Origin of the sequence: Pseudomonas sp. JS425, assembly GCF_018223845.1 — a bacterium.
In the GTDB taxonomy this organism is placed as follows: domain Bacteria; phylum Pseudomonadota; class Gammaproteobacteria; order Pseudomonadales; family Pseudomonadaceae; genus Aquipseudomonas; species Aquipseudomonas asiatica.
The window spans coordinates 3,171,085-3,195,157 of record NZ_CP073661.1; the positions used below are offsets into that span (position 1 = coordinate 3,171,085).

A 24,073-nucleotide genomic window follows, 5' to 3' on the forward strand; every position below is an offset into this window, starting at 1 on the left:
CTGTTCTGACATCGATTCCAGGAGCCTTGTGTGTCGCCACCCGCTGCCCCACCCGCTATCACGCCGTTTGGTTGGCGCCTTGCCATTGGTCTGGTAGGGGTACTGATTGCCGCGCTTTCGTCAGGTATCAACGACCGGGTCACTGAAATCACCCTGATCGACACGTTGGGTGTCTTTGGTCTGGGCCATGACGAAGGCACTTGGGTCAGTACTGCCTACGCTGCCGCCGAGGTTTCGGCGATGCTGATCGCGCCGTGGTTGGCGATCACGTTCTCGATACGTCGGTTCGCCATCGTCGCCACCGTGGCGTTCGCGCTGTTGGGCGTGGTGATTCCGTTTGCGCCCAATCTGGCGACGCTGCTGACGTTGCGCGTGCTTCAGGGACTGGCAGGCGGGGCGTTGCCGCCGCTGCTGATGACCGTGGCCCTGCGGTTTCTCCCCTGGAACATCAAGCTTTATGGCCTGTCAGCTTATGCGCTGACGGCCACGTTCGGTCCCAATCTGGCGATGCCGCTGTCGGCGTTATGGACAGAGCACAGCGACTGGCGTCTGGTGTTCTGGCAGATCGTTCCGGCCGGGCTGGCAGGCGCGGCACTGATTGCCTATGGACTTCCCCAGGATCCGCTGCGCCTTGAGCGACTCAAGCAGGCGGACTGGAAGGGGGCGTTGCTGGGCATCGGCTGGATTTCCATGCTGGTGGTTGCACTCACTCAGGGCGAGCGTCTCGACTGGCTGAACTCGCCGCTGATCGTGGTGCTGTTGCTGGGTGCGGCGGTGTGCCTGCCGCTATTCCTCTTGAATGAATGGTTTCACCCATTGCCGCTGTTCAAGCTGCAGTTGCTGGAACGGCGCAATTTCGCCTACGGGATCATGACGTTGTGCCTGTTCGTGATCGTCGCCACTGCTGGCAGCGCGATTCCCGCAGCCTATCTGACCGAAATTCAGGGTTACCGACCGCAGCAGGTGATGCCTATTGCCTTGCTGATTGCGGTACCGCAGCTGCTGCTGGCGCCATTGGTCGCGTTTGTGATCAACCGTCGCTGGGTGGATTCGCGTTATGTCCTGGCCACCGGGCTGTGCCTGCTGACGGCTGCCTGTATCGGCGGATCGCTGATTACCAGTGAGTGGGTACGCGAAGATTTCTACGGCCTGCAGGCGCTGCACGCGGTCGCTCAACCCATGGTGGTGGTGCCGCTGTTGATGAATGCCACCGGCGTCATCGCGCCGATGGAGGGGCCGTTCGCGTCTGCCATGGTCAACGCGCTGCGCGGGTTGGCGGCTGTCATCGCCGGCTCCGCGGTGGAGAACTTCCTCACCCAGCGCGAGCACTTCCATTCCAATATTTTGTTGAACGCTTTCGCCTCCCGTCAGCCGACGTTGGCGCAGCCACTGGATCAGGGTTCGATCCTGGAGCTTGCCGAGCGGCTGCGCGAGCAGGCGTTCGTGCTGAGTTTCAGCGATGCGTTTCTGGCGTTGTTGCTGGTCATCGCGGCGCTGCTGTTGATCCTGTTGACCCTCCCCAAACGAGCCTATCCACCGCAACCTCCGGTAACGCCATGAAACATAGAACTTCTCTTTCTCTCATCACCGCAGCCGTGGCGGTGTGCGCCATTTATGGCGGTTATCGTCTCTTGAGCGGCGGAACGGTCGAGACCACCGACGATGCCTACGTGCGTGCAGATTCGGTTTTCGTGGCCCCTCGGATCTCCGGGCAAGTGGCAAGGGTCGCCGTTGAAGATAACCAGATGGTCAAAGCCGGCCAATTGCTCGCGGAACTCGACGACCGTGATTTCGTAGCCGCGAGGGCAGCGGCGGCGGCAGCTGTACAAGCCGCCGAGGCTGAGCTGAAGAATCTGGGCGCCAATATCGAGCGACAGGCGGCGGTGATTGATCAGGCGGCCGCGACGACCCGTTCCACGGTAGCTTCGCTGAAGTTCGCCCAGGCCAATGCGCAGCGTTACCTGAACCTGTCCAACTCGGGCGCAGGCACGCAGCAGGAACGGCAGAAGGCCGAGTCTGAACTGTCGGGCCTGCAAGCCGGGCGTGATCGCGACGAAGCTTCTCGTGTCGCCGCGATCAGGGCACTGGACGTGCTCAAAGCGAAGGTCGACGTTGCCAAGGCAACGTTGGCCAAAGAGCAAGCGAACCTGCAGCAGGCCGATCTCAATTTGTCCTACACCAAAATCACCGCGCCGCAGGACGGTATGGTCGGACAGCGTTCAGTGCGAGTGGGCGCTTATGTTTCGCAGGGACATCCATTGCTGGCTGTGGTCCCGTTGCATGAAGCATTTTTGGTCGCCAATTTTCGCGAAACTCAGCTCAAGCACATGCAGCAGAAGCAACGGGTCGACATTCGCGTAGACGGTTTTTCCGGACACGCTTTTACCGGATATGTCGACAGCGTCGCGCCGGCCAGTGGCGTGTCTTTCTCGGAAATCGCACCGGACAACGCCACGGGTAATTTCACCAAGGTGACCCAGCGCATCCCGGTAAAGATCGTCTTCGATGAGAATCAGGCTGACCTGGACCGGCTCCGTGTCGGTATGTCAGTGGTGGTCAGCATCGACACGGCTCAGGTGCTATGACATGAGACGCGTATTTTTGATGCTGGCCATCGCCAGCGTGGGTGCCTGTACGGTCGGGCCCGATTTTGAGAAGCCGCAGACGCAGTTGCCGGACAGTTGGCAGGCGCCGGCGCGGACGGGCACCGCCATCGGCGCGGTTGTCGATAGCCAGTGGTGGCAGCAACTGGGCGATGCGCAACTCACCTCTCTGGTGAAGCGTGCTGCGCAGTCGAACCTGGATGTGCGCACGGCAAGCAGCCGTCTGGAGCAAAGCCGGGTGATGCGTCAGGTCACGGGCAGCCAGCAATATCCGGGCGTCAGCACCGGTGGCAGCTATCAACGTCAGCGCAGCAGCTCCGAGGGGCTTCTCGACCCTTCGAACCTTAACGGCAAGGCGCCCTATGAGCTGTGGGATGCTACTGTGGACGCCAGTTGGGAACTCGATCTGTGGGGGCATGTGCGGCGTAACGTTGAAATGGCCGATGCCGACATTCAATTGACTCAGGCTCAGCGCGACGGGGTGCTGTTGAGCATCGCTGCGGAAACCGCGACCGATTACATCCATCTGCGTGGTATCCAGGCGCGGCTGATCGTGGCCAGGCAGAACCTGGAAATCGCCCGACAGAGCGCCCGGTTGACGCAGAATCGCTTCGACAACGGCGTTACCACCAACCTCGACACGGCCAACTCCGCTGCTCAGGTCGCGACAATCGAAGCGACCATTCCGGTACTGCGCGCGCAGGAAGAAAAGCTGATCAACGCGTTGAGCTACCTGCTGGGCGAGCCGCCTCACGCCCTCAGTGCCGAGCTGCTGACAGTCAAAGACATCCCCCATCCAGCGCCGGAAGTGCCGGTCGGTTTGCCCTCCGAGCTCGCCCGGCGGCGCCCGGACATCCAGCAAAGCGAAGCCGCATTGCACCGTGCCACTGCAGCGATCGGTGTAGCCAAAGCCGATTTCTACCCGCGGGTCAGCCTGGGGGCCAGTGCTGGCTTCCAGGCGATGAACGGGTCGGACCTAGGGGCCTGGAATTCGCGCCAGTGGTCATACGGACCGAGCCTGTACTTGCCGATTTTCCAGGGCGGCCGGCTGACCGGCACGCTGGAGCTGCGCAAGCGCCAAGAGCAGGAAGCAGCGTTGGATTATCAAAAGGTCGTGCTGGCCGCCTGGCATGAAGTGGACAACGCGATGAGCGATTACGCCGCAGAGCAAGAGCACCATGCGGCGCTGGAGGAAGCCGTTCGGCAGAACACGCTGGCCCTGAACACCGCACGAGATCGCTACAACCAGGGCGCCACGGACTTCATCAACGTGCTCACCGTACAGCGCGCGTTGTTGGCCACGCAGAGTGATCTGGTCGACAGCGCGACGGATGCTGCAATCGACAGAGTGCGTTTGTACCGCGCCCTGGGTGGTGGCTGGCCGAGGACCTGATTCCCGGCACACGCCGTACCCGGCGGTCGGGCGATCGATACAGCGGATCGCCCGACGCCTTTCAGATCATGCTGATGATCATCTTCCCCGCAGGGCGCGGCCGTGTGCCGTCCAGTATTTCATGGACTTCTCTGGCACGTTCGAGTGAGAAGACCGGACCGACGTGGGTTTTCACCTTGCCCGCGTTCAGCAGCCCGGCAATTGTCGACAAGGCTGCGGCCGATACGTCCACCAGAAAGAAAAACGCCGTCACGCCGTGGCGGGCAGCTGCGGCCTGATCGGGGTTGGAAACGGCCGAGACCAGAAGCCCCCCTGATTTGAGCACGGCGAAAGACTGGGTCTGGGTATCACCCCCTACGAGGTCCACCACAAGATCAATGCCTTTGACCGTGTCTTCGAAGCGCTCGGTCTTGTAGTCAATCACACGGTCTGCGCCGAGTGCTCGGACATACTCTCGATCTTTTGCCGACGCTGTCGTGATGACGTGAGCGCCTGCATCCCTGGCGAATTGAATGGCGTACGCACCGACACCGCCAGCCCCTCCATGCACAAGCACCGTCTGCCCGGGTTTCAGGTGGCCCTTGTCGAACAATGCCTGCCATGCAGTCACGGCAATGACGGGGACAGAAGCCGCCTCGGCTGCTGTCAGCGCATCAGGTTTGCGCGCGATCATGTTCGCCTGGGCAAGCGCGTAGTGCGCATAGGCACCGGTGAACTGCCCGTTGGTCACGCCGAAGATTGCATCTCCCACCTTCAAGGCAGACACCTCGGGCCCCACCGCGACAACGACGCCGGCGAGGTCGGAGCCCAATGTCAAAGGCAGGGGCTGGGGAAGGGCGCTGTTGCCTGATCTGATCCAGCCATCCCACGGTCCGACGCCGGCAGCGCCCACTTGAACCAGTACCTCACCGAGCCCCGGGGCTGGTGTCGGAATCGTTTCTACGGAGATGCATTCAGGGCCGCCGAAGTGATGCACCCGGGCAGCGAGGGTCGTTGCAGGTATTTGCGTAACGGGCTGGCTGCTGGTTGTTGCGTACTCCTCGTTCATGGCGTACCTCGGTGGTTTTTGAGAGAGATCCCGGGATCTTTGGCCGGTGAGTGTAGCTCGCCGCGCTGTCTCGCCATGTTGAATTTAATCAATATCGAGTGATGACCGGTCATTTAAAGAGTTAGTTCGGTTGTTTATGTTGTAAGCGCGGTTTTATAGCGCCATCGCGTTGTAGCTATATACAGGTATACCAATAAAGAAATAATCGAATAGTCCAATTCCTTGCCGTGGCAGATAAGCAGTTTTTCATTAAAATTTATTTGTCTTGATAGGGCGCGGGCAGATATCTATCCTTAAGTAACGTTGGTGATGGCCGAAATATTATTTGCCTCTTCGCAGAAGTTTTAATTTTCATTTCGTGTCGCAAAAAAACACGCTTCAGGCCCTGACGTCATCCAGTGTCGGCGCCTGCATTTGTCTTGTTTCGAGGCGCCGATCAAGCGCCAGTACGCCAAGGAAGTCAGCATGATAGTCAACAACGTTTCAAATACCGCATCGTCGGCTTACGCCAATGCCTCACTACGAAAGACCGCGTTCGATGCAGGTGTCAACGGCTCAATCCCTCGGGCTTACGAGACCCATCAGCCTGACGAGAGCAATCAGGTTGACGGTGTAAGTCTTTCAAGCACGTCGGCGCATTACAGCCATTCCATCGCCAACTATGCGGTCTACTTTCCGGCGCGTCCGGGCATGGCCGCCGATGCTCTGGTACTGGGCGTATCGCAGCCGGGAGCCGTTTCTAGTTCCAAGGGAAAGTTGTTCCCGGAAGTGGCGTCCGATGTACGGTCGCGCCTGGATGACAAATACGCGCTGATGAAAAGCAGCGGAAAACCGTACGACGGTAGTGACACGGACCGCAATTCGCTATTGGGCGATCTTGATCGCCGCTCTTTATACGCTGTGGCCACCAACCAAGGAGGCCAATTCAGTGCTGAAGAACAGGCCGCCGCCAAAGGGCTGATGCGTCAACAAGAACGGCTCGCCACCGGTTATTACAGTGGGCCTGAGGATCAACAGAAAAACTTTACGGATCCTTATGCGAACGACCCGGTAGGTCGTGCCAAGGCCGCACTAGCGTTTCTGGAAAACATGAGCCCGGAAGAGAAAGCGGCACCCGAATGGCTGGTTCAGCACCAGACGCTGAGTGATGCCCTTGAGCAGACTGGCAGCGACAATCCGACGGCCAAAAAGGACAAGGGACATTTTCACAACCTGTCCGAAATCCTTGCCGGCATAGACACCGACGGTTCGGAAGAAAAGCAGACTGCTTTGGGCAGTGGCGAGGGTTCTAACAGCTATGTGTTTGAACAGGTCCAGACTGCACTGCGCGCGCAGCAGAGTGCCGCGGACGCGGAATGACCTGAAAGCCCATCCAGCATCTATATCGATGCTGGATGGGCTAGTTACCTTGTCTTCACCGACATTTGTCATCCCGAGCCGGTTTCAACGGATCCGCTTTACTTGGCCAGCAATTCGTCCAGTTGGCCGAACAAGGTAGCCAACTGCCGTGCAGCCTCTGTGCAGTTGTCGCATGTCGTCAGATGTTTACGCAGTGCGCCATGCTCATCCTGCGTCAGCGCTCTGTCCCGTTCGTCACAAACCAGCATTGCAGCATCGCGGCAACTGATATCGCACTCTGAGTCGTTCGTCATAAGAGCTCTCCCCAACCCCGTACCACGCACTCACGCAGGCGCAACCGCGCGCGGTGCAAAATGACCCGAAGGTTGCCGGGTGTCAGGCGCGTCTGCGCGACGATCTCATCAATGTCCATGCCTAAATACTCTCGCATCAAAAACAACCTTGCACTTTCTCCAGGCAGGGCGTGCATGCAGAGTTCGACCAGCTCTAGCGCTTGTTGATGCACCGCTTCTCCCTGAGGACATTGCGTACTGACAAAGCGAGCCGGGCTCCAGCCTCCTGCCTCGGTGAACATGCCTCCCTCGTTGGGATCTACCGTTGCGGACTCCAGCGACTCGAAGCGGTAGCTACGACGGAAGATATCCGTGACCTTATGCCTGAGAATTCCCACCAGCCACGCCCGCATCAATCCGCGCCCGGTGAAGCTCTGAATGGATGACATTGCAGCCAGCAAGGTTTCCTGCAGGGCATCCTGGGCATCGGCGTGGTTTCCCAGTTGTAACAGCGCCAGGTTCTCAAGGAACCTGCGATGTTCCAGTAGCCCAGCTGGCCAAACGGTGCCGTCAGCCGAGTGAGAAGGGCGAGTGCTCATCTCTGGCGTCTGGCCATCGATACGCCGTAGGCCGCTCCTCGGGCTTTCAGGACCGAATCATCGGGATGGCTTTCGATCCCTTGGGGAAGCTGAGCGGGTGTGAACACCAGGCCTTCGCAAGTCTGGAGTGGAGCGAGTGCGCTGATTTTCAAGTGCCCCAGTTCGATTGCAGCCCCGCCGTCACTACTCCACAGTACCGAAGGATCAGTCAGCGAATCCCCCGGCGCCGCAGGCTGAATCAGCAATGTGAACTCGACCAGCCCCCTCGCGAGGCGTGACCCCAGTTCGTCTTCGAGAAATTTATCGGGTAAGCCGGCTTCTGCTTCAGCATCCAGATACTCCGTGCCGGCAGACGGCAGCATCTGCAAACGCCCCCACAAACTCTCGCCTTGAGCATTGGTAAAGCGGAATGCATGTGTGGCGAAATACGGGGTAGTCGCATAAGACGCAGGCGCTGGGTGTGATGCCAGCAGCGCCGGTTGTAATTTCCCGTCGGGGAACCGTGCTTCGTACGCCCTGATTTTTTCGGGGTCAGGCTTCTTGGTCTCCGGATCAGGCACTCGGGCCCGCAGAAAATGGACAAATGATTCGGGTGTAGCAGCAAAGAACACCGGCTCAGAGATCATCAGCAAATCGAAGGTCTCGTCTGCGCCCTGCAAGCGCACCGATAAACCGCGTACCGAACGGCTCTTGTCAGAGATATTGGGATTTCCGCCACCCACTGACCATCGCACGATTGCTGTTGATGCGCGGGTGAAGAGGGGGGCACGAACGTGGCGTGAAGCATCGCCAGCCGGTACGAAAATGCCTTCGGCGCAGAACCCCTTTGCATGGGATGCACGTGCTTGAGGGTGGCGACCAAAGACGTTGTTCAACGAATCGATCAACAGTTCCGGCGCAGAAAAGGTCGATGTCGCAAGGGTGCCGTCAGGGGTATTCATGAACGCTGGCCTCCGTCGGCCGAGAAAATTAATTCAAGCTGATATCTGCAAAAAAGCTGCACCGATTGATGCAGTTGCAGATATGTCGAGGGAGGGGCTGTATTCGTTACAGGCAGAATGAGATTTTTGGGATTAAGGGGCAGAAATGCACCCTGTCCAGCCAGCTTTGGTTCTATGACTCGATGAATTTATCGAGCAGGCGGCGAAATTCATCGAATTCTTCCCGGCTGAAATGTTTCAACCGTGCGTTGAGTACTGGAGGAACGATTTCCGGGATATGAGCAGCTACCTCCTGCCCTTTTGCGGTGAGCGCCAGGTTGACGATGCGACGGTCGTCATCGCTGCGTGAGCGTTCCAACAAACCTTTGTCTTCCAGCTTGTCCAGTGTCCGCGTCATTAACCCGGTGTCTATTCCCAGCAGGGTCGACAGCTCAAACGGGGTGTTCGCCATCGCGCGATGAAGCGAAAGCAAAATGCCCATTTGCTGGCTGGAGATGTCGTGTTCTTTCAGCGCCGCGTCAATTTCTGCTGTCACCAAGTTACGAGCCTTGGCCAACGTAAAACCGACGCTTTGGGTAAGCATGAAATTTCGTTTGTTGTAGTGATTCACGGTCCCTCCATCGGTGAAACAAGGTCATACCTAGTGTGCACTAACGTTCGCCGCCGATGCAGTCTGTTTTTGAGGATGTGTTATCCAGATTAGCGGCACGATTGCCACGAAAACCACCGAAGACAGCCAGAACATGTCGTTAAGACCTAGCATGGCGGCCTGCGCATTCATTTTCGTCTCCGCAAAGGCTAACGCTTGATCAAGGCCTACGTTCAGCTTGTGCTGCAGCGACGAAATAAACGCTGTGAACGTCGGGTTATAGACCGACAACTGCTCGGCGAGCCGCGCGTGGTGCTCGATGGTGCGGTGGTTCCAACCGGTGGTCAGTAATGATGTACCCACTGCGCCGGCAAAAATCCGAACGAAATTCGACAGGCCTGCAGCAGCGGGGATTTTTTCCGGAGGCAAGCCTGAAAGGATGATGGCTGTCAGCGGCACGAAGAACAGCGCAGTCGGAATTCCTTGCAGCAAGGTTGGAAGCACCAGGGTGTATGCATCGACGCCGGTGGTGTAATGGGAGCGCATGAAAAACACGCCTGCGAAGCCTAGAAAGGCCAACGTCGCCAGAATTCTTGCATCCGTCTTTGGCATGATTTTGCCCATCACGGGGGCGAGTATGACGGCGAATATCCCAAGGGGCGCCGTGACCAAGCCAGCATCTACCGAGCGATAGCCTAAGTAGCCTTGAATCCACTGGGGAAGTAGCACCAGATTGCCAAAAAATATGGCGTAGGCCACCGATATCGCGAGGGTTCCGCCGAGAAAGTTGCGCTTGGTAAACAGCCGCAGGTCAATGATCGGCCGGTCATCGGTGAGCTCCCAGATCAGAAAGAACAGGAAGCTGACCAGAGCGAATACCGCGAGTGCGCAAATTAACGGTGAGCTGAACCAATCCAGATCTTTGCCTTTATCAAGCATGATTTGCAGCGATCCAACCCATGCAATAAGCGAAATCAGACCGACCAGATCAATCGGTAGTCTGCGGCCAGGGGTGTCTCGATCACGATAGATCGCCCAGATAACACCCGCAGCAAACAGTCCTACTGGAATATTGACATAGAAAATCCATGACCAGCTGTAGCTGTCGGTGATCCACCCACCAAGCGCCGGGCCCGCAATGGGTCCGACCGTGGCTGTCATAGCCCAAAGCGAAAGAGCACTGGAGCTTTTGTGCTTCGGAAAAGTCCCGAGCAAAAGAGACTGGGACAAGGGCACAAGCGGTCCAGCAGCAATACCTTGAAGCACTCTGGCGGCGAGCAGTATCGGAAGTGTGGGGGCGATTCCACACAACCATGATGCGAGGGAGAACAGCAGGATTGCTGCTACAAACAGACGCACCTGGCCCAAGCGCTGCGATAGCCAGCCAGTGAGCGGGATTGAAATTGCGTTTGCAGCTGCGAAAAGGGTGATGACCCATGTGCCCTCATCCACCGACACTCCCAAATTGCCTGAAATAGTGGGGATGGCGACGTTTGCGATTGACGAATCCAGGACATTCATAAACGTGGCAAGGGAGACCGCGAGCGCACCAAAGAAGAATTTCGATCCGGTAAGGTCGGGCAGCGGGGAGGGCGCAGTTGCAGAGGGCATCGAGCCTCCAGAGTGAACGGAAATATTGTCTGACTTTGATGTTATCTGACATGTCAGATATATCAAGCTTCCGATTTTTTTTCGGATCGAAGGTCGGGCTTGTACGTGGTTGCGGGTTTGATCCAGATGCTGAAAGCGCTGTCACGCTGACGCGTCGCCAGACCGGGGCAATCGTTGATGCCAATTGGCTGCATGCAGAGGAGGATCTTCCGTCCAGAGCGGACGCTCGTTATCGACTGCCCCGAATCAGGGCTGATCAAACGGTTTGCGATCCAGCAGGCAATCAATGAACGCGCCGAGAGCAGCGGGGCGATGCAACCTGTTCGAGTAGTAGAGGAACAGCCCGGGGCGCGAAATCGACCAGTCGGCCAGGATTTGTACCAGCTGGCCCTGGGCCAGAAACTCACTCACGCCATCTCGTTCAAAATGATAGGCGATGCCCATTCCCTGTAGCGCGGCAGCTACGCCTATGTCAGGGTGATTGGTGATCACGGGGCCGTCCACCGCAACTTCGAATTGTTGCCCCCGTTTCTTGAACTCCCAGCGATAGTGTCTACCGTCCGCCTGGAGCCGCCAGTTGATGCACGCATGTTCATGCAAATCGGCAGGGGATTGAGGTATACCTCGACGCGCGAGGTAATCCGGTGACGCCACGGCAACCATCTTCAAGTCGGTGGTGAGTCGAACGGCAACCATGTCTTTCTCAAGCTGTCCTCCCACGCGGATGCCCGCGTCAAAGCGACCTGCAACGATATCGGCCAGCGCATCATCGACCACGATGTCGAGCACCACATCAGGATGGACCTTGTGGAAGCGTGAGAGTCGAGGGGCAATGATGGTTCTCGCTGCAATCCCCAGCGTGTTGATGCGCAGCGTGCCACTGATCTGCCCGGTCGACTCGCTGGCCTGGGCAACAGCAACGGCCATTTCTCGAAACAACGGAGCGATGCGCCTATAGAGTTGCTCGCCGCTGGCCGAAGGCGCGACGCTTCGAGTCGTACGATTCAGCAGGCGTGCGCCGATACGGTCTTCCAGCTGCCGGATGGTCTGGCTGAGCGCCGAAGGCGACAGGCCCAGATGTTCTGCCGCCCGGGCGAAGCTCTGCCGCTCCACGACAGCAACAAATGCTTTCAACTCGGCAAACTCAGATCCGCGCATTATGCATCACTCTCTACATAGCCAATGCGGATTCTAGGGGATTCTTGAAAGGGTCGCCAAGATGCATCCTTTGAGCCATCTCAACCAAGGAGTCCATCATGTCGGCTATAACGCTCCCCGTTCCCATCGCTGCCTATTTCGTGGCAGACACGCAAGGCCCCGATGCAGTCGCGCGCTGTTTCACAACGCAGGGCGTCGTGAAAGATAAGGGGCAGAACCACAACGGTCGCGACGCCATCAAGGCATGGAACGCCGAGTCATCGACCCTCTATACCTGCACCACCGAGCCTTTTTTGCTTGAGCGGGATGGCGGTATCGATACTGTCCACTGCCATGTGGTCGGTAACTTTCCGAGCAGTCCGATTGATCTGAAGTTCATCTTCCGCCTTGAGCGCGGCCTGATCGCGAACATGGAGATCACGCTATGAGTTTCGATCTTCAACTGGAGGGTCTGCGGGCGGTGGTCACCGGCGGCACGATGGGCCTTGGTGCGGCGGTCGTGCAAACCCTGGTGGAGGCGGGTGCCCGGGTCGCCACATCTGCGCGCGACGTGTCAGCACGACCTGCGCAAGGCGTCACCTACATCCGTGCGGATCTGACGACGGCTGAAGGCGTGGCTCACGTCGCCCAGACTGTTCTGCAGGATTGGGGGGGTGTCGATATCGTGATCAATGTGGTCGGTGGTTCGAACACACCCGGTGGTGGCTTTGCTGCCATCAGTGACGAGCACTGGCTGGCTGAGTTGAACTTGAATCTGATGCCCGCAGTTCGCCTGGATCGCGCTCTGTTACCCGCCATGCTTGCGCAAGGCTCAGGTGTAATCATTCATGTCAGCTCGATCCAGCGCATGATGCCTCTGCCTGAGTCCACCACTGCCTATGCTGCCGCAAAAGCAGCGCTTACCACCTACAGCAAGTCCCTTGCAAAAGAAGTCACGCCCAAAGGGGTCCGGGTACTGAGCGTTGCCCCGGGATGGATCGAAACCGAGGCGTCCGTGAGACTGGCAGAGCGGTTGGCTGCCCAGGCTGGAACAGACTACGAAGGTGGCCGGCAGATCGTCATGGATTCGATAGGCGGGATTCCACTGGGCAGACCGGCCAAGCCCCAGGAGGTGGCCGATTTGATCACATTCCTGGCGTCACCGCGGGCCACCTCGGTTTCGGGATCCGAGCATCGTATAGACGGCGGTAGCGTATCGACGCTTTAACCACGAGTGTAATCAGGCGAATGGCGGTCAGTCTCTGAGGCTGCCAACCAATCAGTTCCGGCAGCAGGTCAAGCATGGCTACTCGTTGTTGTCCGACCGGCGCAAGAAACCGGAAGCTTACAGCTTTCTTCCGGCACTAGCGCTTATTGATCCTGACGTTTTGCGGAAACAAGCAGGCAGACGCTGGCCAATATCAACAAACAGGTGCTCGTCGCCAGCAAACCGGTGAAGCCCCAGGCTGGATAGGCCCAGCCGGCCAGCGCAGCGCCTGCACCAATACCGCAAAACACAAACGCAGCTGTCAGCGCCAAAGCGGCCCCTCGATATGCCGCCAGGTGCTCGATGACTCTGCGTTGTTGCGATGGCCAAATCACGTCTGTCGCAATTGCCCAGACAACCAGCGCTGCAAAGAACCAGGCGAGTGCGTGTGGCCCTACGCTCAGCATCAACATCAGGATGCCCAGCACCCCCATGCTGGTTATCAGCAAACGGTCAGAGCTGTAACGCGCAGCCAGGCGAGTAACCAGAAGGTTGCCCAGCACTCCCGCGACACCCAGCACTAGCAGTGCCACGGAAACATCGTGTGAGCTTCCGTCATAGACATCCTGTACGACCGGGACGATAAACGTATAGGTCGTGTAGACGGCGGCAGTCACAAAAAAGGCGACGCCGAACACGCTTAGCGAATGCAGGTGGGTCAGCATGCGCACAAGCGTGACAAATGCGACCCGCTGGCCCTCGGTTCTGTTAGGGACTTGCCAGGCAATCAGCAGGGCCGTTATCCAGGCCGTAACGCCGATGCCGATGAAAAGGCTGCGAACGCCCACTTGATAGGCCACCCAGCTCGACAACGGAATGCCGACGAGCCCAGCAACGCTGAGCCCTAAAAGGACCATGGCAATCGCGCTTCCCTGACGTTCGCTGCTGACCAGACTTGAGCCCAGTGCTGCAAGGACAGGACCTATGAAGGCGGCTCCCAGGCCCATGACAACCCTGGCGATGATCAACACCGTGTAATTGGGCGCCGCGGCGAATAACAGTGCGCCGAGGCCAAAACTGCAAAGACCGAGCAACACCTGACGCTGCCGGCGAACGTGCCCCAGAAATACTTGAAGCAACGGAGCCGCCAGCGCAAACGTGACGCCGAAAACGGTCATGAGATAGGCGCTTGCCGTGTTGTCCAGATGCCATTCGCGCCCTATGGGCTCCAGGCTGCCGATTACGGAGAGCGCTCCAACAGCTTGAACAAAGTAGGCGACACTCAAAATCCGCAGCGCTCTCGTCGTGGGCGGGTCGATGCTCATCATGATTCCTTGGTCGATCGAACGGGTTGCTTTGTCTGAGGTGGAGCGGGCAGGGGATGCAGCATTGGCGTGACGCTGTTTCCCGACGTACGCCTCTCCATCAGTGAGGGCGTTTCACGGCGCTCACTGATGGAGATGACTGACGATTTCAGCTGTTCAACTTTCGGTACGTCGAGCGCCCTGCGGGTGACCGGAGAGCAAGGTGACTCAATCAAGAAACAATGGGGGCTTCGGCAGTTTCTGGTTGTCCACCGGCTCATGTTGAATGACCAGGGTGGCATGGGTCTTGGCGATGACCTCGTCAAGCTTCTTGCCGGACGTCATGGTTTGCTCATGATCGTAATTCCAGATGGGCACTTGATGACGTTCATGGTTCTCGGTGAAGTGCCACTGGTCGCCAGAGAGAATGTAGGGGCCCGCTTTCTTCAGGTTGAGCAGCAGTGCCATGCTGCCGGGCGTGTGACCGGGCGTCTGGATCGTCTTCATGGTTCCGTCGCCGAAAAGATCGACATCGCCATCAATGACCCTGACATGCTGCAGCTTGTCTCCTGAAAGATGGGAGCTGAACAGATCCGCCATGATGTAGTGCTCGGACGCTTTTTTCGTATCCTTCATCGCTTCCAGCTCGGCGCGCTGAATGATCAACGTCGCGTTGGGGAAGTCGTTCACCTGCCCGGAATGATCGAAGTGAGCGTGCGAGACCGCGACATATTTGATGTCGTCCGGGCGCAGACCCAGGTCGGCGATCTGATCGACCACGGTGCGATTCAGTTTGGTCGTGAAGGTGCCTTCGGTCAGTGGGCCTTTCAGATACTTCTCGGGCAGCCCCGCGTCCCACAGTAACCAGTCGTTACCGTGTTTGATCAGATAGCAGGACATGACAATGTCATAGGACTGCCCTTTGTACAGTCCGGTATCGGACATCATCGATTTGTCACCCAGGGTCATCTGACCGCAGTCGAGCCGGTACATCCTGACCTCCGGGGCTGCCGCGAAAGCGTGCCCGGCGGCCATCAGGGACAGCATGCTTGCCGCAAGTGTCGACAAAAAGCGATTCATTGTTTATCTCCCGCATCTTTATGGATTTCGATCAGGCGTCGCTTGCCGTTCAGCATCCGGCAGACCGTAAACGGCCACCATCACCGCCTGGCATAGAGGGATCTATACGTTTGTATGGGGCTGGCTAGCTGGCGGAGTACGGGGGGTAATCGATGTATCCCCTGGCTGTGCCGATGTAAAACGTGTCTCTGTCCGGCACGGTCAGTGGCCAACCGTGTTTGAGCCTTGCGACCAGGTCAGGGTTGCCGATGTAGGGTTGCCCAAAGGCCGCCAAGTCAATCAGACCGGCCTCTGTCAACGCTCGGGCGCGTTCAATGGTCATGTCGCCGGCGAGTATCAGCGCCGTGTTGCCCAATACTGCTTTGCAGCGCTTGAGCAAGTTGCGAAGTGATTGCTCCTGTTCAGCGCCTTCGCCGCCGTTCAGGAAAAAGTGCGATTGATCCATGACGTGCACGTAGGCCAGGCCGCGCTGACTCAGACCGGCACACAATGCCGTGTAGGTTTCGTCGATCTGCGGGTACACCGGCATGTCGTACAGCTGGCCGTACGGGGAAATGCGATAGCCCACTTTATCTGCGCCGATTCTGGCGCTGACCGCATCCACGACTTCGAAAGCAAAGCGCAGACGGTCTTCCAGATTGCGCGCCGAATACCGGTCGGTCCGGTCATTGACCAGCGGGTTCATGAACTGCTCGAACAGGTAGCCGTTCGCACCATGGATTTCCACGCCATCGAACCCAGCGGCCATGGCGTTCTCTGCCGCTTGCGCAAACTGCTCGACGATGTGCGCAACCTCTTCGGTTTTCAGAGCGCGCGGTGCCGAAGTATCAACAAAGCCTGTTTCACCTGACTCTGCGTAGGCATAGACCGTGGCGCCTTTGGCAACCCTGCTGGTGGAGCTGACAGGTGGCTGGTTATCTACTTGAAGGGATGTGTGGGAAATCCGTCCAACGTGCCATATCTGAGCAAACATTTTGCCGCCGACGCTGTGCACGGAATCGGTGACAAGCTTCCACCCCTCGATCTGTTCCGGGGTGTAGATACCCGGGTTGTAGAGGTAACCGTGGCCTGCCCGGGAGACGGGTGTGCCTTCGGAAATGATAAGGCCCGCTGTAGCGCGTTGCGTGTAATACAGAGCCAGTTGCTCATTGGCCACCTCAGAGCGTGCGCGGGAGCGCGTCAGTGGGGCCATCACAATGCGGTTTTCAAGTGATAAACCCTTGAGATTGAAAGTTTCAAAGAGATCAACCATGTGCCTGTTTCCTGAAGCGGGCATGGCCTGGCTGTCGATCAGCAAGCTGCCCGGAAGGGAGAAGGAGTCGTTTCCGACGAGTCAGGAGAAGTCTATGGCTGTGCTACATTCGCTACAATTCGGCGCCATCGCAAAACAGCAGTGCTAAAAAAACATGGCAAATACCTGCCATTCGTTCTTTTTTTGAACGTGTGTAGAACGTTTGCTCCATTAATCGAAAGGGTAGAGGTGCCCATGCAACTGAAAGCGCAGCGATACCTTGCGATGGTCGCAACCACCGGGAGTTTTTCGGCGACGGCTCGGCATTTCCGCGTGCCATCGTCGTCGGTATCGAGATTCATCGCGGCGCTTGAGCGAGAAGCAGGGCAGCAACTGCTTTACCGGAATACCCGAGGCGTAAAGTTGACCGAGGCGGGCGAGCGGTATTATTCGCAGATCCGTACAGTCCTGGAGTTGCTCGATGCTGCGGATGAGGAGCTGGCGGGCAATGCCGGCAAAATCCGGGGGATTGTCCGAATCAATGCGCCTGCCACATTCGGGCGACTGCATTTCGGAAAACTGATCACTGAGTTGCGGTCGGTCTACCCGGAACTCATCATCGAACTCACCCTCACCGATGAATTGATCGACCCAATCAAGGAAGGCGCAGACATCATTTTCAGGATCAGCCACCTGGAAAGTTCGGGTTTGATCGGTCGCCGTATATGCGAGCAGCGGTATGTCCTGTGTGCCAGCCATGGTTACTTGAGCCGACACACAGAACCACGGCATCCAGAGCAGTTGAGAGACCATGTGTGCCTTGTGCATTCCGGAAACGGCGGCGCCGAGCGCTGGTTTTTCCGTGATACCGGTTCGACGGCAGCCATTGGCGTCGATGTGACAGGTCCCATTCGCAGCAACAACAGTGAATTGCTGCTCCATGCTGCGTCGGCGGGTGAGGGGATTGTGCTGGTCCCGTCATGGCTTCTTCATGGAAAGAACGTTGAAACAGAGCTGAAAGTCCTCATGCCTGATTTCGGTGGAGCACTGAGCACTGTGCCGGCCCAGATGTACCTGATCTCCCCCGAAAACAGACTGCGGTCGCACAAGGTGCGGGCAGTCTGGGACTTTTTGTTGAAGGCGATCGGTTCGCCGCCTTATTGGGATCAATGAAAGATTGGAGGTGCTGTCTGGTTTCGCGGACAGCAGCTCCTTTCTTGCAGTCTATTCCTCGTCTCCCTGCGTCCGGCATCTTTAGGCTTTCTCCGTTGTTCAGCAGGTGACATGCCCATGGTCAGCATCCTTTGTAGCCCGCCGCCACACGCCTTCCAGCAGTGCAGGCACCCATTGTTCTGCCGGGCAGCGACTCCACGAATCACCAAGGAAAACCATCGATTCATCACCACTGGCCTGTCTGGCTTTTTCCAGTTCCAAAAGAAAAAGCGTACCGGACGAGAATGGGCAACCGCTGATTTGTCCCTTTGTGGTCGCTTGGCGAAGCACGACGCCAGGGGCATAAAGACAGAGATGTCCGACCATTTCGGGAGTAAGTGTGTTGCGATGCGACGGGTCGAGGTAAAGCGTACGCATCTGATGCATGCCTTTGACGACATTGTGGATAGCCACGCTAATGCCGTGGACGCCCGCCAGGTCGCCGTTAACTCTCGAAGCAAGCAAAGCCTTGGCTTGAGTCACCTTTCCAGATAGCCGCCAACGGAGATTACGCCACGTGTTACCGGGCGTGAGTGACCCGGCAATCACCTGAGCTGCAGTCCAGGTGTTCTCATCAGCACGGAAATCCTGGTTAAACAATCTACCAATGACCTCCTGGAGCAGTGGACCTACAGCGATATCGCTGTTCGCGTTTCGGGTCCAGTCTGCCAGAGGCTGCAAAGAGTCGGGAGCGGCACGGATTTCTGGAGCCGCTGCGTTGAGTTTTCGCCACAAATCGTCTTGCTGACGTTCTCGACCGCTTGCATTTTTCGCACTCATCGTCGGGAATCGACGCCCCTCGTAAGACAACACCCTGAGGATACGGCCAACCAGCAGAGAGTTCAGAAGTGGTTTGCGGGGCCCGAATGCGCGATCAAACGCGCCATCTCGCGCGATTTTGAGAATATCGGCAGGCTGGTCGACCTTGATGACATCGATCAAGCCAGAAATATGCTTATGTTCCACGATTGTTTCCGTCGAAGAGAGATTATGCTTTCACCTGCCCGGCATGTGCCTGGCAATCCTGGGGGGCTGTGAAGACCGCTGCGCCTGACGACCGTCTTTCTCATCCGTCCCGAGCTCTAATCATCTATTCAAAACACGCTGCTTTCTGTCGGCTAGCCGACACACCGGTGCTAAATGTTTTTTGAAGCTCAACGCTACAGGCCGCAACTGGCAGCCACGTCCTGGTACGGAGGATTACCTGTTGATTTGCAGGACTATCTGCTTGCTCATTCCAGTTTAGTCCGCCTGAACAAGGGCCAGCGTCTATACAGGCGTGGCGATCACTTCTCTGGGCTGTACGCCATCCTTGACGGCGCGTTAGCGATGGGCACGGTGGTTGCGGATGGTAGAGAGGCCTTGCATGCCGTACTCGGCCCGACCGCCTGGATCGGCGAGATTTCCATGTTTGATGGATCGCCGCGCCCGCATGACGCATTAGCGATGACTAATGTGCTCGTACTGCATGTACGTGGCTCAGCTCTGAAAAGCCTACTGAAACAACAACCGGTCTATTGGCGTGACTTTGGGTTGTTGATGGCGCAAAAAATTCGCGTGTCCTTTGAAAACAATGAATCGATGCAGCTTCTATCAGCCGCACAGCGCCTGGCGAGTCGTCTCCTGCTGATCGCCAATGGTTACAGCGGGCTCAATGAACGACAAAGCAGCTTGAGGATTTCGCAGGACGCTTTGGGGTCGATGATTTCGTTGACCCGACAGACAACCAATCAACTGCTTAGAAACCTGGAGAGTCAGGGAATCATCAGCTTGAAGGTTGGAGAAATTACTATTCGAGACTTTGATCGTTTGAGGGCCGCGAGCCTGGGACAGGCTAGTCACTGACTGTTCAGCAGTCAGCCAAGTAACGGTTGATGTCTGTAGGGGCAGTTTCAGTCCAGGTTGATGAACACGCAGCAACATCGGTCGTCATCGACTTCGCAGTGCCTGTCGAGGTAAAGGCGGTCTTGGAAGACACCATCGAAGCCCCAGTCGCTTCCAGCGAAGAGCAGACACTGGAGATTGCTTAGGCCCGCATTGCGCGGTCCCGCGGTGGCCAAACTACGGTAGGGCAACAGGGTGAGTATCGAGTTACTGAGGAAGTCGCTCGGTTACTTGGCGTGATACGCCTTACTGGCCTTGCGCGTCAGCGGATAGAGCGGATTTTGCGGGCGTAAGACGTAAGGAGTTACGGAGCCCTTTCGCAGGGCTCCGCTAATGTCAGAACAGCGATCCAGACTGGGTGCCAATGGGCATCAATCAGCCGTTGGAACAGCCGCTGCCGATGATCGTGTAATCGAGGGTATGAACGAGGCCTCTGGAGTCCTTGTACACCAGGTGCATCGGTATGAAGCCACAGCTGCCATCGTCGGTGGTCTGGCTGATGACCTGGACGATGTCCAGTGCCCGTGCCGAGGCCGGCAACGCGTCCTGTGCGAAGGCATTCGCAGTGAAACAAGCAAAAACGAGTGAAAGTGCGATTTTTTTCATTAGACGCTCTGAGCCTCGTATGCCTGTGGGGCCGGTTTTTCCTGAAGCAATTGGCGAGCAGAATCCGCAATCATGACCACGGCTCCCGCCAGCATCAGCACATCCTTGAGCACAAGTCGCCCGCCTCCCGACAGGTAGGGAAAGCCGAAGTCTGCATCTCCAAGGTTCGATACCCACGCTTCGGGTGTAGTGATCAGGAATGACAGCGTCACCAGCGGCGTCAGAAATGCGAGGACAGAACCGACCATGCCCATGCGTCTTGAGAAGGCGTACGAAAGCACCAGCAGGCCAATCAGAATTTCGACTGTTCCCAGGCCGTCAGAGAATGCGTAAGTGTGGTTGTCGGTTTGCCATTGGCGCTGCACAGGGTCGAGCTGGCCTTCGTGAGTCAGGTGAGCCTTGTATTGCTCGGGGTGTTCGTAGAAGAACGACATGACAGGGCTGTTGGCCACGAACGGCGTAATACTGTCGGCTTCGTACGGCACGAATTTCAGCGCACCAATCCAGATGAAATGATTGCAACGCCGATACGGATCAGATGCACGCCGAGTTTATCGAGCTGTGTTGCCTGGATTAGCAGCTTTTGAATCAGGGTATTTGGGGAGTTCATGATGATGAGCCCTTAAATTGGTGTGGGCTCAGAGTAAAGGGAGGGCCGAAGCCTGTTATTCGCGATGGGATCAATTCTTTGCGTGATCTGCTCAATCTCGGCGTGACGTTTTTCGAGCATTGCTGACAGCAGCTTCAACGAAAACGGCCGCTGCCAAATGGCAGCGGCCGTGCTGTAACACTCACAAGGGATAAGCGATCAGGCCAATGTCGAATAATCGGTGTACCCGTCCGCATAGCCCTGCGGGCTGCTGCCAAAATAGGTGCTGGGGTCGGCGACATTGAGCGGTGCATTGCTTTTCAATCGGCGAATCAAGTCGGGGTTGGCTAGCGTCATTTGTCCGTACGATTCAAGTTCTGCCAGACCGTTGGCAATGTCTTTCCCGACGTCTTCACGCGGTCGCTCAGGTCGGTTCAGAATGAGCGCCTGGTGCCAGAGCTTGCGCAGATCGTGCAAAAGCGCGTCGTCGCCGTAGTGAACAATATGCAGATACGCGAGGCCGAGCTTGTCGAGCTCACCCACCAGATAACGATACAGATCAGGGGCCTCATCACCGTGGTTGAGTCCCATCCCGCCAAAGCCGGGCGACAGGCGAATACCCGTTCGATCCGCTCCGATTTCCTCCACGACAGCCCGTGCAACCTCGATGGCAAAACGTGCGCGGTTCTCCAGCGTACCGCCGTAGCGATCCGTACGCTGGTTGCTGCTGATCGCCAGGAACTGATGAATGAGGTAGGCGATGCCATGAATCTCCACACCGTCGCCACCGGCATCCACTGCCCGGCGCGCGGCGTGGCGGTACTCGTTGATCACCTGCGGGATTTCATCGAGTCCAAGGGCTCGCGGTACCGGAATGTCCTTCATGCCTGACAAGGTGTAGATCTGTTCACCAGGAGCGATGGCCGAGGGCGCCACACCTTGCCGATGATGAGGCGTGTTTAGCGGATGTGACATGCGCCCGGCATGCATCAGTTGAAAGAAGATGCGAGCGCCCTGAGCGTGTACTGCGGCTGTAATTTCACCCCAGCCCGCCACATGTGCATCCGTGTAGATGCCGGGCGTTGCGGGATATCCCTGGCCATCGTCGGAAGGCTGGGTGCCTTCGGTGATGATCAAACCCACGCTTGCGCGCTGTGCGTAGTATTCGGCAGCCAGCGGTCCTGGGGTTCCATCGCTGTTGGCACGGGCTCGGGTCATCGGCGCCATGACGATGCGATTTTGAAGTAATGCGCCGCCAAGTATCGTAGGTGCGAACAGCTGATTCATGCCTGCAACTCCATCTTCACCAGATTGGGACCTGCCAGCGGGCCTGCCGGTGGCTGGAACAATCGACTGCCTGTTTCGATATCTCCCATGTCGGCGCCAAAGAACCCCAGGCGCTCGACCAAAGACGCGATCTCAGCCTTGGCCGCAGCATCCTCGCCTGCGTAGAACAGAATCCGTTGACCGCCTTCTTTCGTGGCCTTGGCGGCCAGATTCCAATAGGCGTGATGATTGAACGCCTTGACCAAACGGGCACCTGGGACCATTTGCGCGACCAGCGCTGAAGAGGCGTGACCGCCGATATCGATGGCTGCAAAGGGCTGTTTTTGCAGTGGGTTAGTCGTGTCCACCACGATGCGACCTTCAAAGTTTGGCAGGCCCGTGAGTGCTTCCTTCAACTGCTTCCAGGGCACCGCCACGAACACGATATCCTTGGCAGCCGCCTCCTCACGTGTCCCGGCCTTGATCGAAGGCCCAAGTTGCCTGACCAGCTCGTCAAGGGTTTCAGGTCCTCGGCTGTTGGCCAGCGTGGCTTCAATGTCCAAACGCGCGAGCTGCTGAGCGATTGCGTTGCCGATTTGTCCGGCGCCAATGATTCCGATGCTTTTCATATCTGCTCCTGTTTATCCTTCACTCGAAGCGGCAGGCTTCCTCGAAGGGCAGCCGAGGGTCGCGTGGGTAGAGGCGCGCGTCATCGCCATGGCCAATGGTGAAAATGAAGTTTGCTTTCCATGACGTACCGTTGAAAAAAGCCTCATCGATGATCGCGTTGTGGAAACCGGACATGGGGCACACATCCAGCCCCAGGCCGCGCGCCGCGATCATCAGGTAGGCCCCTGTCAGCGAGCTGCTGCGGTAGGCAATCGACTCGGCAAAGGCCGCGTCGGCCTCGAACATCGGCTTGAAATTCATGCGGGGGAACAGGCGAGGTGCCTGGTCAAAAAACCTCGTATCCTGAGCCACGATGGCCGTTACAGGGGCCATCCGCACTTGCTCGGGGTTGCTGCCCATGCCCTCAAGCGCGGGGTAAAGCTTGCGTTTCCCTTCCTCGGAGCGGACAAAAACGATGCGGGCAGGCTGAAGGTTCCCGCTGGTCGGGCCCCATTTGGCCAGTTCGTAGAGTGCCTTGAGCGACTCGTCCGATACCGGCCTTTCTGTCCAGTGATGATGGGAGCGGGCGTCCGTGAACAGTTGAGCCAGGACATCGTTGGCCATCGCAGAGCGAATAGACATGGTGTTCTCCTCCGAAGCTGTTATCGGATGTACCGGCGGTCCAGGCGACCTTCTTCGACTAGGCGTTTGCCGATGGTTTGGATGTGGGCTTCTCCGACCCTCAGCGCCTGCGGCGAGGTGTGAACCGAGTAATAGCCCAGAGCGAGGTCGTGTTTGTGAGGTACGGCAGATCCCAGGATGAACTGGGTGTCAGTCAACGCCTCGAAGTGAACCGACTGACTGGAACGTTCGAACACCACCAACTCTTCAGGGTGAAGCTCTTCACCGTTGGCCAGCAGCCGTCCTTCAACGGGTGAAATCCAGAGCACCGTGTGTCCCTTTGGCGAAACATAGGTCCATCGCTCACCGGCCTTGAGTTTCACGGCCAGGAAATTCATGGGCGACGGAGTTTCGATTGTGCTGCTGACACTGCCGTAGCTGCCCAGCAGCACACGTGCCGGGCCTGCGCTGACGATGTCTTCGGCCCTCTGAAAGGCAGAGCGTGTCGGCCCGAGTTCCGACTCAGGTGGCAGAGCAACCCAGAGCTGAAAACCACGCACCCGACCATGATCCTCATCGCCGACGCTGCCGCCGTGCCACATGCCTTTACCTGCCTGCATCCACTCGACGCCGCCGCTGGGCAGAACGACCGTGGTGCCATCCGGATCAATCAAGTCCATCCGCCCATCGATCAGATAAGACAAGGTCGCAATACCCGAATGTGGATGAAGGTCGCCCACAAAAGGCGGACCCTGCATGTCGAAGAAATCCAGGAACACGAACGGTTTGAGGATCTGGCCGAAGTCGGACGGGCTCATCAGGCGCACGGCAGGGCCGTTGCGTCGCCCATGGGTGCGATGAGTGATCTGACGCAGGTGCACATTGGTTTTTTCAGCAGCGCGGGACATGGTC

General features: G+C 57.7%; 25 protein-coding genes. 8 read left to right on the top strand and 17 right to left on the bottom strand.

Going from position 1 to position 24,073, the window contains the following annotated elements; all coding sequences use genetic code 11:
- Positions 1 to 30: 30 nt before the first annotated feature.
- Genes KDB76_RS14850 through KDB76_RS14860 form a run of 3 tightly spaced genes read left to right on the top strand, consistent with a single transcriptional unit; the run spans position 31 to position 3,996 of the window.
- On the top strand, positions 31 to 1,560 hold the full coding sequence (locus KDB76_RS14850; protein ID WP_038409858.1) for an MFS transporter: 1,530 nt from the start codon (positions 31 to 33) through the stop codon (positions 1,558 to 1,560).
- A complete protein-coding gene (locus KDB76_RS14855) occupies positions 1,557 to 2,585 on the top strand; it encodes an HlyD family secretion protein (RefSeq protein WP_038409857.1) in 1,029 nt (342 codons plus the stop codon). Before KDB76_RS14850 ends, KDB76_RS14855 begins: the two co-directional genes overlap by 4 nt.
- Position 2,586: 1 nt before the next feature.
- Positions 2,587 to 3,996, top strand: a complete 1,410-nt coding sequence (locus KDB76_RS14860) for an efflux transporter outer membrane subunit (protein WP_038409854.1) — start codon at positions 2,587 to 2,589, stop codon at positions 3,994 to 3,996.
- A 61-nt stretch (positions 3,997 to 4,057) separates the two neighbouring features.
- Here the strand turns inward: KDB76_RS14860 and KDB76_RS14865 are convergent, their stop codons facing one another.
- Entirely contained in the window at positions 4,058 to 5,044 is a 987-nt protein-coding gene (locus KDB76_RS14865; protein ID WP_047933056.1) for an NADP-dependent oxidoreductase, read from the bottom strand.
- Between the two features lie 465 nt (positions 5,045 to 5,509).
- On the opposite strand from KDB76_RS14865, the gene KDB76_RS14870 reads away from it, so the two are divergent.
- On the top strand, positions 5,510 to 6,403 hold the full coding sequence (locus KDB76_RS14870; protein ID WP_038409853.1) for a hypothetical protein: 894 nt from the start codon (positions 5,510 to 5,512) through the stop codon (positions 6,401 to 6,403).
- A gap of 98 nt (positions 6,404 to 6,501) precedes the next feature.
- On the opposite strand, the gene KDB76_RS14875 is transcribed toward KDB76_RS14870, so the two are convergent.
- The 6 genes from KDB76_RS14875 to KDB76_RS14900 all read right to left on the bottom strand — a co-directional run bounded on the left by KDB76_RS14875 (position 6,502) and on the right by KDB76_RS14900 (position 11,573).
- The gene (locus tag KDB76_RS14875) at positions 6,502 to 6,696 is read right to left on the bottom strand and encodes a hypothetical protein (protein WP_038409852.1); all 195 of its coding nucleotides are present in this window, start codon (positions 6,694 to 6,696) and stop codon (positions 6,502 to 6,504) included.
- On the bottom strand, positions 6,693 to 7,274 hold the full coding sequence (locus KDB76_RS14880; RefSeq protein WP_047933058.1) for a sigma-70 family RNA polymerase sigma factor: 582 nt from the start codon (positions 7,272 to 7,274) through the stop codon (positions 6,693 to 6,695). The genes KDB76_RS14875 and KDB76_RS14880 overlap by 4 nt, the downstream gene beginning before the upstream one ends.
- Complete coding sequence (locus KDB76_RS14885) at positions 7,271 to 8,215, bottom strand: catalase family peroxidase (protein WP_080708171.1); 945 nt, start codon at positions 8,213 to 8,215, stop codon at positions 7,271 to 7,273. Before KDB76_RS14885 ends, KDB76_RS14880 begins: the two co-directional genes overlap by 4 nt.
- Before the next feature lie 172 nt (positions 8,216 to 8,387).
- Positions 8,388 to 8,825: a MarR family transcriptional regulator gene (locus KDB76_RS14890; RefSeq protein ID WP_038409851.1), complete on the bottom strand. Its 438-nt coding sequence runs from the start codon at positions 8,823 to 8,825 to the stop codon at positions 8,388 to 8,390.
- Between the two features lie 30 nt (positions 8,826 to 8,855).
- Positions 8,856 to 10,415, bottom strand: coding sequence for a DHA2 family efflux MFS transporter permease subunit (locus KDB76_RS14895; protein WP_038409850.1), 1,560 nt, complete (start codon positions 10,413 to 10,415; stop codon positions 8,856 to 8,858).
- 246 nt (positions 10,416 to 10,661) lie between these two features.
- Complete coding sequence (locus KDB76_RS14900; protein ID WP_038409849.1) at positions 10,662 to 11,573, bottom strand: LysR family transcriptional regulator; 912 nt, start codon at positions 11,571 to 11,573, stop codon at positions 10,662 to 10,664.
- Between the two features lie 98 nt (positions 11,574 to 11,671).
- Here KDB76_RS14900 and KDB76_RS14905 point away from each other — a divergent pair, with 98 nt between their 5' ends.
- Together KDB76_RS14905 and KDB76_RS14910 are read left to right on the top strand one after the other, a co-directional pair.
- Entirely contained in the window at positions 11,672 to 12,001 is a 330-nt protein-coding gene (locus KDB76_RS14905) for a polyketide cyclase (protein WP_038409848.1), read from the top strand.
- On the top strand, positions 11,998 to 12,780 hold the full coding sequence (locus KDB76_RS14910) for an SDR family oxidoreductase (protein WP_038409847.1): 783 nt from the start codon (positions 11,998 to 12,000) through the stop codon (positions 12,778 to 12,780). Before KDB76_RS14905 ends, KDB76_RS14910 begins: the two co-directional genes overlap by 4 nt.
- Before the next feature lie 143 nt (positions 12,781 to 12,923).
- Here KDB76_RS14910 and KDB76_RS14915 read toward each other — a convergent pair whose 3' ends face one another.
- From KDB76_RS14915 to KDB76_RS14925, 3 genes are all read right to left on the bottom strand, one after another.
- On the bottom strand, positions 12,924 to 14,084 hold the full coding sequence (locus KDB76_RS14915) for an MFS transporter (RefSeq protein WP_230684646.1): 1,161 nt from the start codon (positions 14,082 to 14,084) through the stop codon (positions 12,924 to 12,926).
- 207 nt (positions 14,085 to 14,291) lie between these two features.
- Positions 14,292 to 15,143, bottom strand: a complete 852-nt coding sequence (locus KDB76_RS14920; RefSeq protein ID WP_038409845.1) for an N-acyl homoserine lactonase family protein — start codon at positions 15,141 to 15,143, stop codon at positions 14,292 to 14,294.
- A gap of 124 nt (positions 15,144 to 15,267) precedes the next feature.
- Positions 15,268 to 16,395, bottom strand: a complete 1,128-nt coding sequence (locus tag KDB76_RS14925) for an alkene reductase (protein ID WP_038409844.1) — start codon at positions 16,393 to 16,395, stop codon at positions 15,268 to 15,270.
- 234 nt (positions 16,396 to 16,629) lie between these two features.
- Here KDB76_RS14925 and KDB76_RS14930 point away from each other — a divergent pair, with 234 nt between their 5' ends.
- Positions 16,630 to 17,547, top strand: coding sequence for a LysR family transcriptional regulator (locus KDB76_RS14930; RefSeq protein WP_038409843.1), 918 nt, complete (start codon positions 16,630 to 16,632; stop codon positions 17,545 to 17,547).
- A gap of 99 nt (positions 17,548 to 17,646) precedes the next feature.
- Here the strand turns inward: KDB76_RS14930 and KDB76_RS14935 are convergent, their stop codons facing one another.
- On the bottom strand, positions 17,647 to 18,552 hold the full coding sequence (locus KDB76_RS14935; RefSeq protein ID WP_038409842.1) for a hypothetical protein: 906 nt from the start codon (positions 18,550 to 18,552) through the stop codon (positions 17,647 to 17,649).
- Positions 18,553 to 18,726: 174 nt separating this feature from the next.
- Between KDB76_RS14935 and KDB76_RS14940 the strand changes: the two genes are divergently transcribed.
- Positions 18,727 to 19,431 (top strand): Crp/Fnr family transcriptional regulator, encoded by a 705-nt coding sequence (locus tag KDB76_RS14940; RefSeq protein ID WP_038409841.1) that lies wholly within the window; start codon positions 18,727 to 18,729, stop codon positions 19,429 to 19,431.
- A gap of 414 nt (positions 19,432 to 19,845) precedes the next feature.
- Here KDB76_RS14940 and KDB76_RS14945 read toward each other — a convergent pair whose 3' ends face one another.
- From KDB76_RS14945 to KDB76_RS14970, 6 genes are all read right to left on the bottom strand, one after another.
- Complete coding sequence (locus KDB76_RS14945; RefSeq protein WP_038409840.1) at positions 19,846 to 20,076, bottom strand: DUF2790 domain-containing protein; 231 nt, start codon at positions 20,074 to 20,076, stop codon at positions 19,846 to 19,848.
- Positions 20,076 to 20,561 carry a DUF417 family protein gene (locus tag KDB76_RS14950; protein ID WP_283090937.1) on the bottom strand — a complete coding sequence of 162 codons (486 nt, stop codon included), beginning with the start codon at positions 20,559 to 20,561 and terminating at the stop codon, positions 20,076 to 20,078. Before KDB76_RS14950 ends, KDB76_RS14945 begins: the two co-directional genes overlap by 1 nt.
- 323 nt (positions 20,562 to 20,884) lie before the next feature.
- On the bottom strand, positions 20,885 to 21,952 hold the full coding sequence (locus tag KDB76_RS14955; protein ID WP_038409839.1) for an alkene reductase: 1,068 nt from the start codon (positions 21,950 to 21,952) through the stop codon (positions 20,885 to 20,887).
- Complete coding sequence (locus tag KDB76_RS14960; RefSeq protein ID WP_038409837.1) at positions 21,949 to 22,560, bottom strand: NAD(P)-binding domain-containing protein; 612 nt, start codon at positions 22,558 to 22,560, stop codon at positions 21,949 to 21,951. Before KDB76_RS14960 ends, KDB76_RS14955 begins: the two co-directional genes overlap by 4 nt.
- Positions 22,561 to 22,579: 19 nt before the next feature.
- Positions 22,580 to 23,164: a malonic semialdehyde reductase gene (locus KDB76_RS14965; protein ID WP_038409836.1), complete on the bottom strand. Its 585-nt coding sequence runs from the start codon at positions 23,162 to 23,164 to the stop codon at positions 22,580 to 22,582.
- Positions 23,165 to 23,202: 38 nt separating this feature from the next.
- On the bottom strand, positions 23,203 to 24,069 hold the full coding sequence (locus KDB76_RS14970; protein ID WP_038409835.1) for a pirin family protein: 867 nt from the start codon (positions 24,067 to 24,069) through the stop codon (positions 23,203 to 23,205).
- Between the last annotated feature and the right edge of the window lie 4 nt (positions 24,070 to 24,073).

Bases quoted from the DNA above. Each gene is read 5' to 3' on its own strand.
- KDB76_RS14855 (WP_038409857.1), top strand. From the start codon at position 1,557: ATGAAACATAGAACTTCTCTTTCTCTCATCACCGCAGCCGTGGCGGTG.
- KDB76_RS14860 (WP_038409854.1), top strand. From the start codon at position 2,587: ATGAGACGCGTATTTTTGATGCTGGCCATCGCCAGCGTGGGTGCCTGT.
- KDB76_RS14865 (WP_047933056.1), bottom strand. From the start codon at position 5,044: ATGAACGAGGAGTACGCAACAACCAGCAGCCAGCCCGTTACGCAAATA.
- KDB76_RS14870 (WP_038409853.1), top strand. From the start codon at position 5,510: ATGATAGTCAACAACGTTTCAAATACCGCATCGTCGGCTTACGCCAAT.
- KDB76_RS14875 (WP_038409852.1), bottom strand. From the start codon at position 6,696: ATGACGAACGACTCAGAGTGCGATATCAGTTGCCGCGATGCTGCAATG.
- KDB76_RS14880 (WP_047933058.1), bottom strand. From the start codon at position 7,274: ATGAGCACTCGCCCTTCTCACTCGGCTGACGGCACCGTTTGGCCAGCT.
- KDB76_RS14885 (WP_080708171.1), bottom strand. From the start codon at position 8,215: ATGAATACCCCTGACGGCACCCTTGCGACATCGACCTTTTCTGCGCCG.
- KDB76_RS14895 (WP_038409850.1), bottom strand. From the start codon at position 10,415: ATGCCCTCTGCAACTGCGCCCTCCCCGCTGCCCGACCTTACCGGATCG.
- KDB76_RS14900 (WP_038409849.1), bottom strand. From the start codon at position 11,573: ATGCGCGGATCTGAGTTTGCCGAGTTGAAAGCATTTGTTGCTGTCGTG.
- KDB76_RS14905 (WP_038409848.1), top strand. From the start codon at position 11,672: ATGTCGGCTATAACGCTCCCCGTTCCCATCGCTGCCTATTTCGTGGCA.
- KDB76_RS14910 (WP_038409847.1), top strand. From the start codon at position 11,998: ATGAGTTTCGATCTTCAACTGGAGGGTCTGCGGGCGGTGGTCACCGGC.
- KDB76_RS14915 (WP_230684646.1), bottom strand. From the start codon at position 14,084: ATGAGCATCGACCCGCCCACGACGAGAGCGCTGCGGATTTTGAGTGTC.
- KDB76_RS14920 (WP_038409845.1), bottom strand. From the start codon at position 15,143: ATGAATCGCTTTTTGTCGACACTTGCGGCAAGCATGCTGTCCCTGATG.
- KDB76_RS14925 (WP_038409844.1), bottom strand. From the start codon at position 16,395: ATGGTTGATCTCTTTGAAACTTTCAATCTCAAGGGTTTATCACTTGAA.
- KDB76_RS14930 (WP_038409843.1), top strand. From the start codon at position 16,630: ATGCAACTGAAAGCGCAGCGATACCTTGCGATGGTCGCAACCACCGGG.
- KDB76_RS14940 (WP_038409841.1), top strand. From the start codon at position 18,727: ATGTTTTTTGAAGCTCAACGCTACAGGCCGCAACTGGCAGCCACGTCC.
- KDB76_RS14945 (WP_038409840.1), bottom strand. From the start codon at position 20,076: ATGAAAAAAATCGCACTTTCACTCGTTTTTGCTTGTTTCACTGCGAAT.
- KDB76_RS14955 (WP_038409839.1), bottom strand. From the start codon at position 21,952: ATGAATCAGCTGTTCGCACCTACGATACTTGGCGGCGCATTACTTCAA.
- KDB76_RS14960 (WP_038409837.1), bottom strand. From the start codon at position 22,560: ATGAAAAGCATCGGAATCATTGGCGCCGGACAAATCGGCAACGCAATC.
- KDB76_RS14965 (WP_038409836.1), bottom strand. From the start codon at position 23,164: ATGGCCAACGATGTCCTGGCTCAACTGTTCACGGACGCCCGCTCCCAT.
- KDB76_RS14970 (WP_038409835.1), bottom strand. From the start codon at position 24,069: ATGTCCCGCGCTGCTGAAAAAACCAATGTGCACCTGCGTCAGATCACT.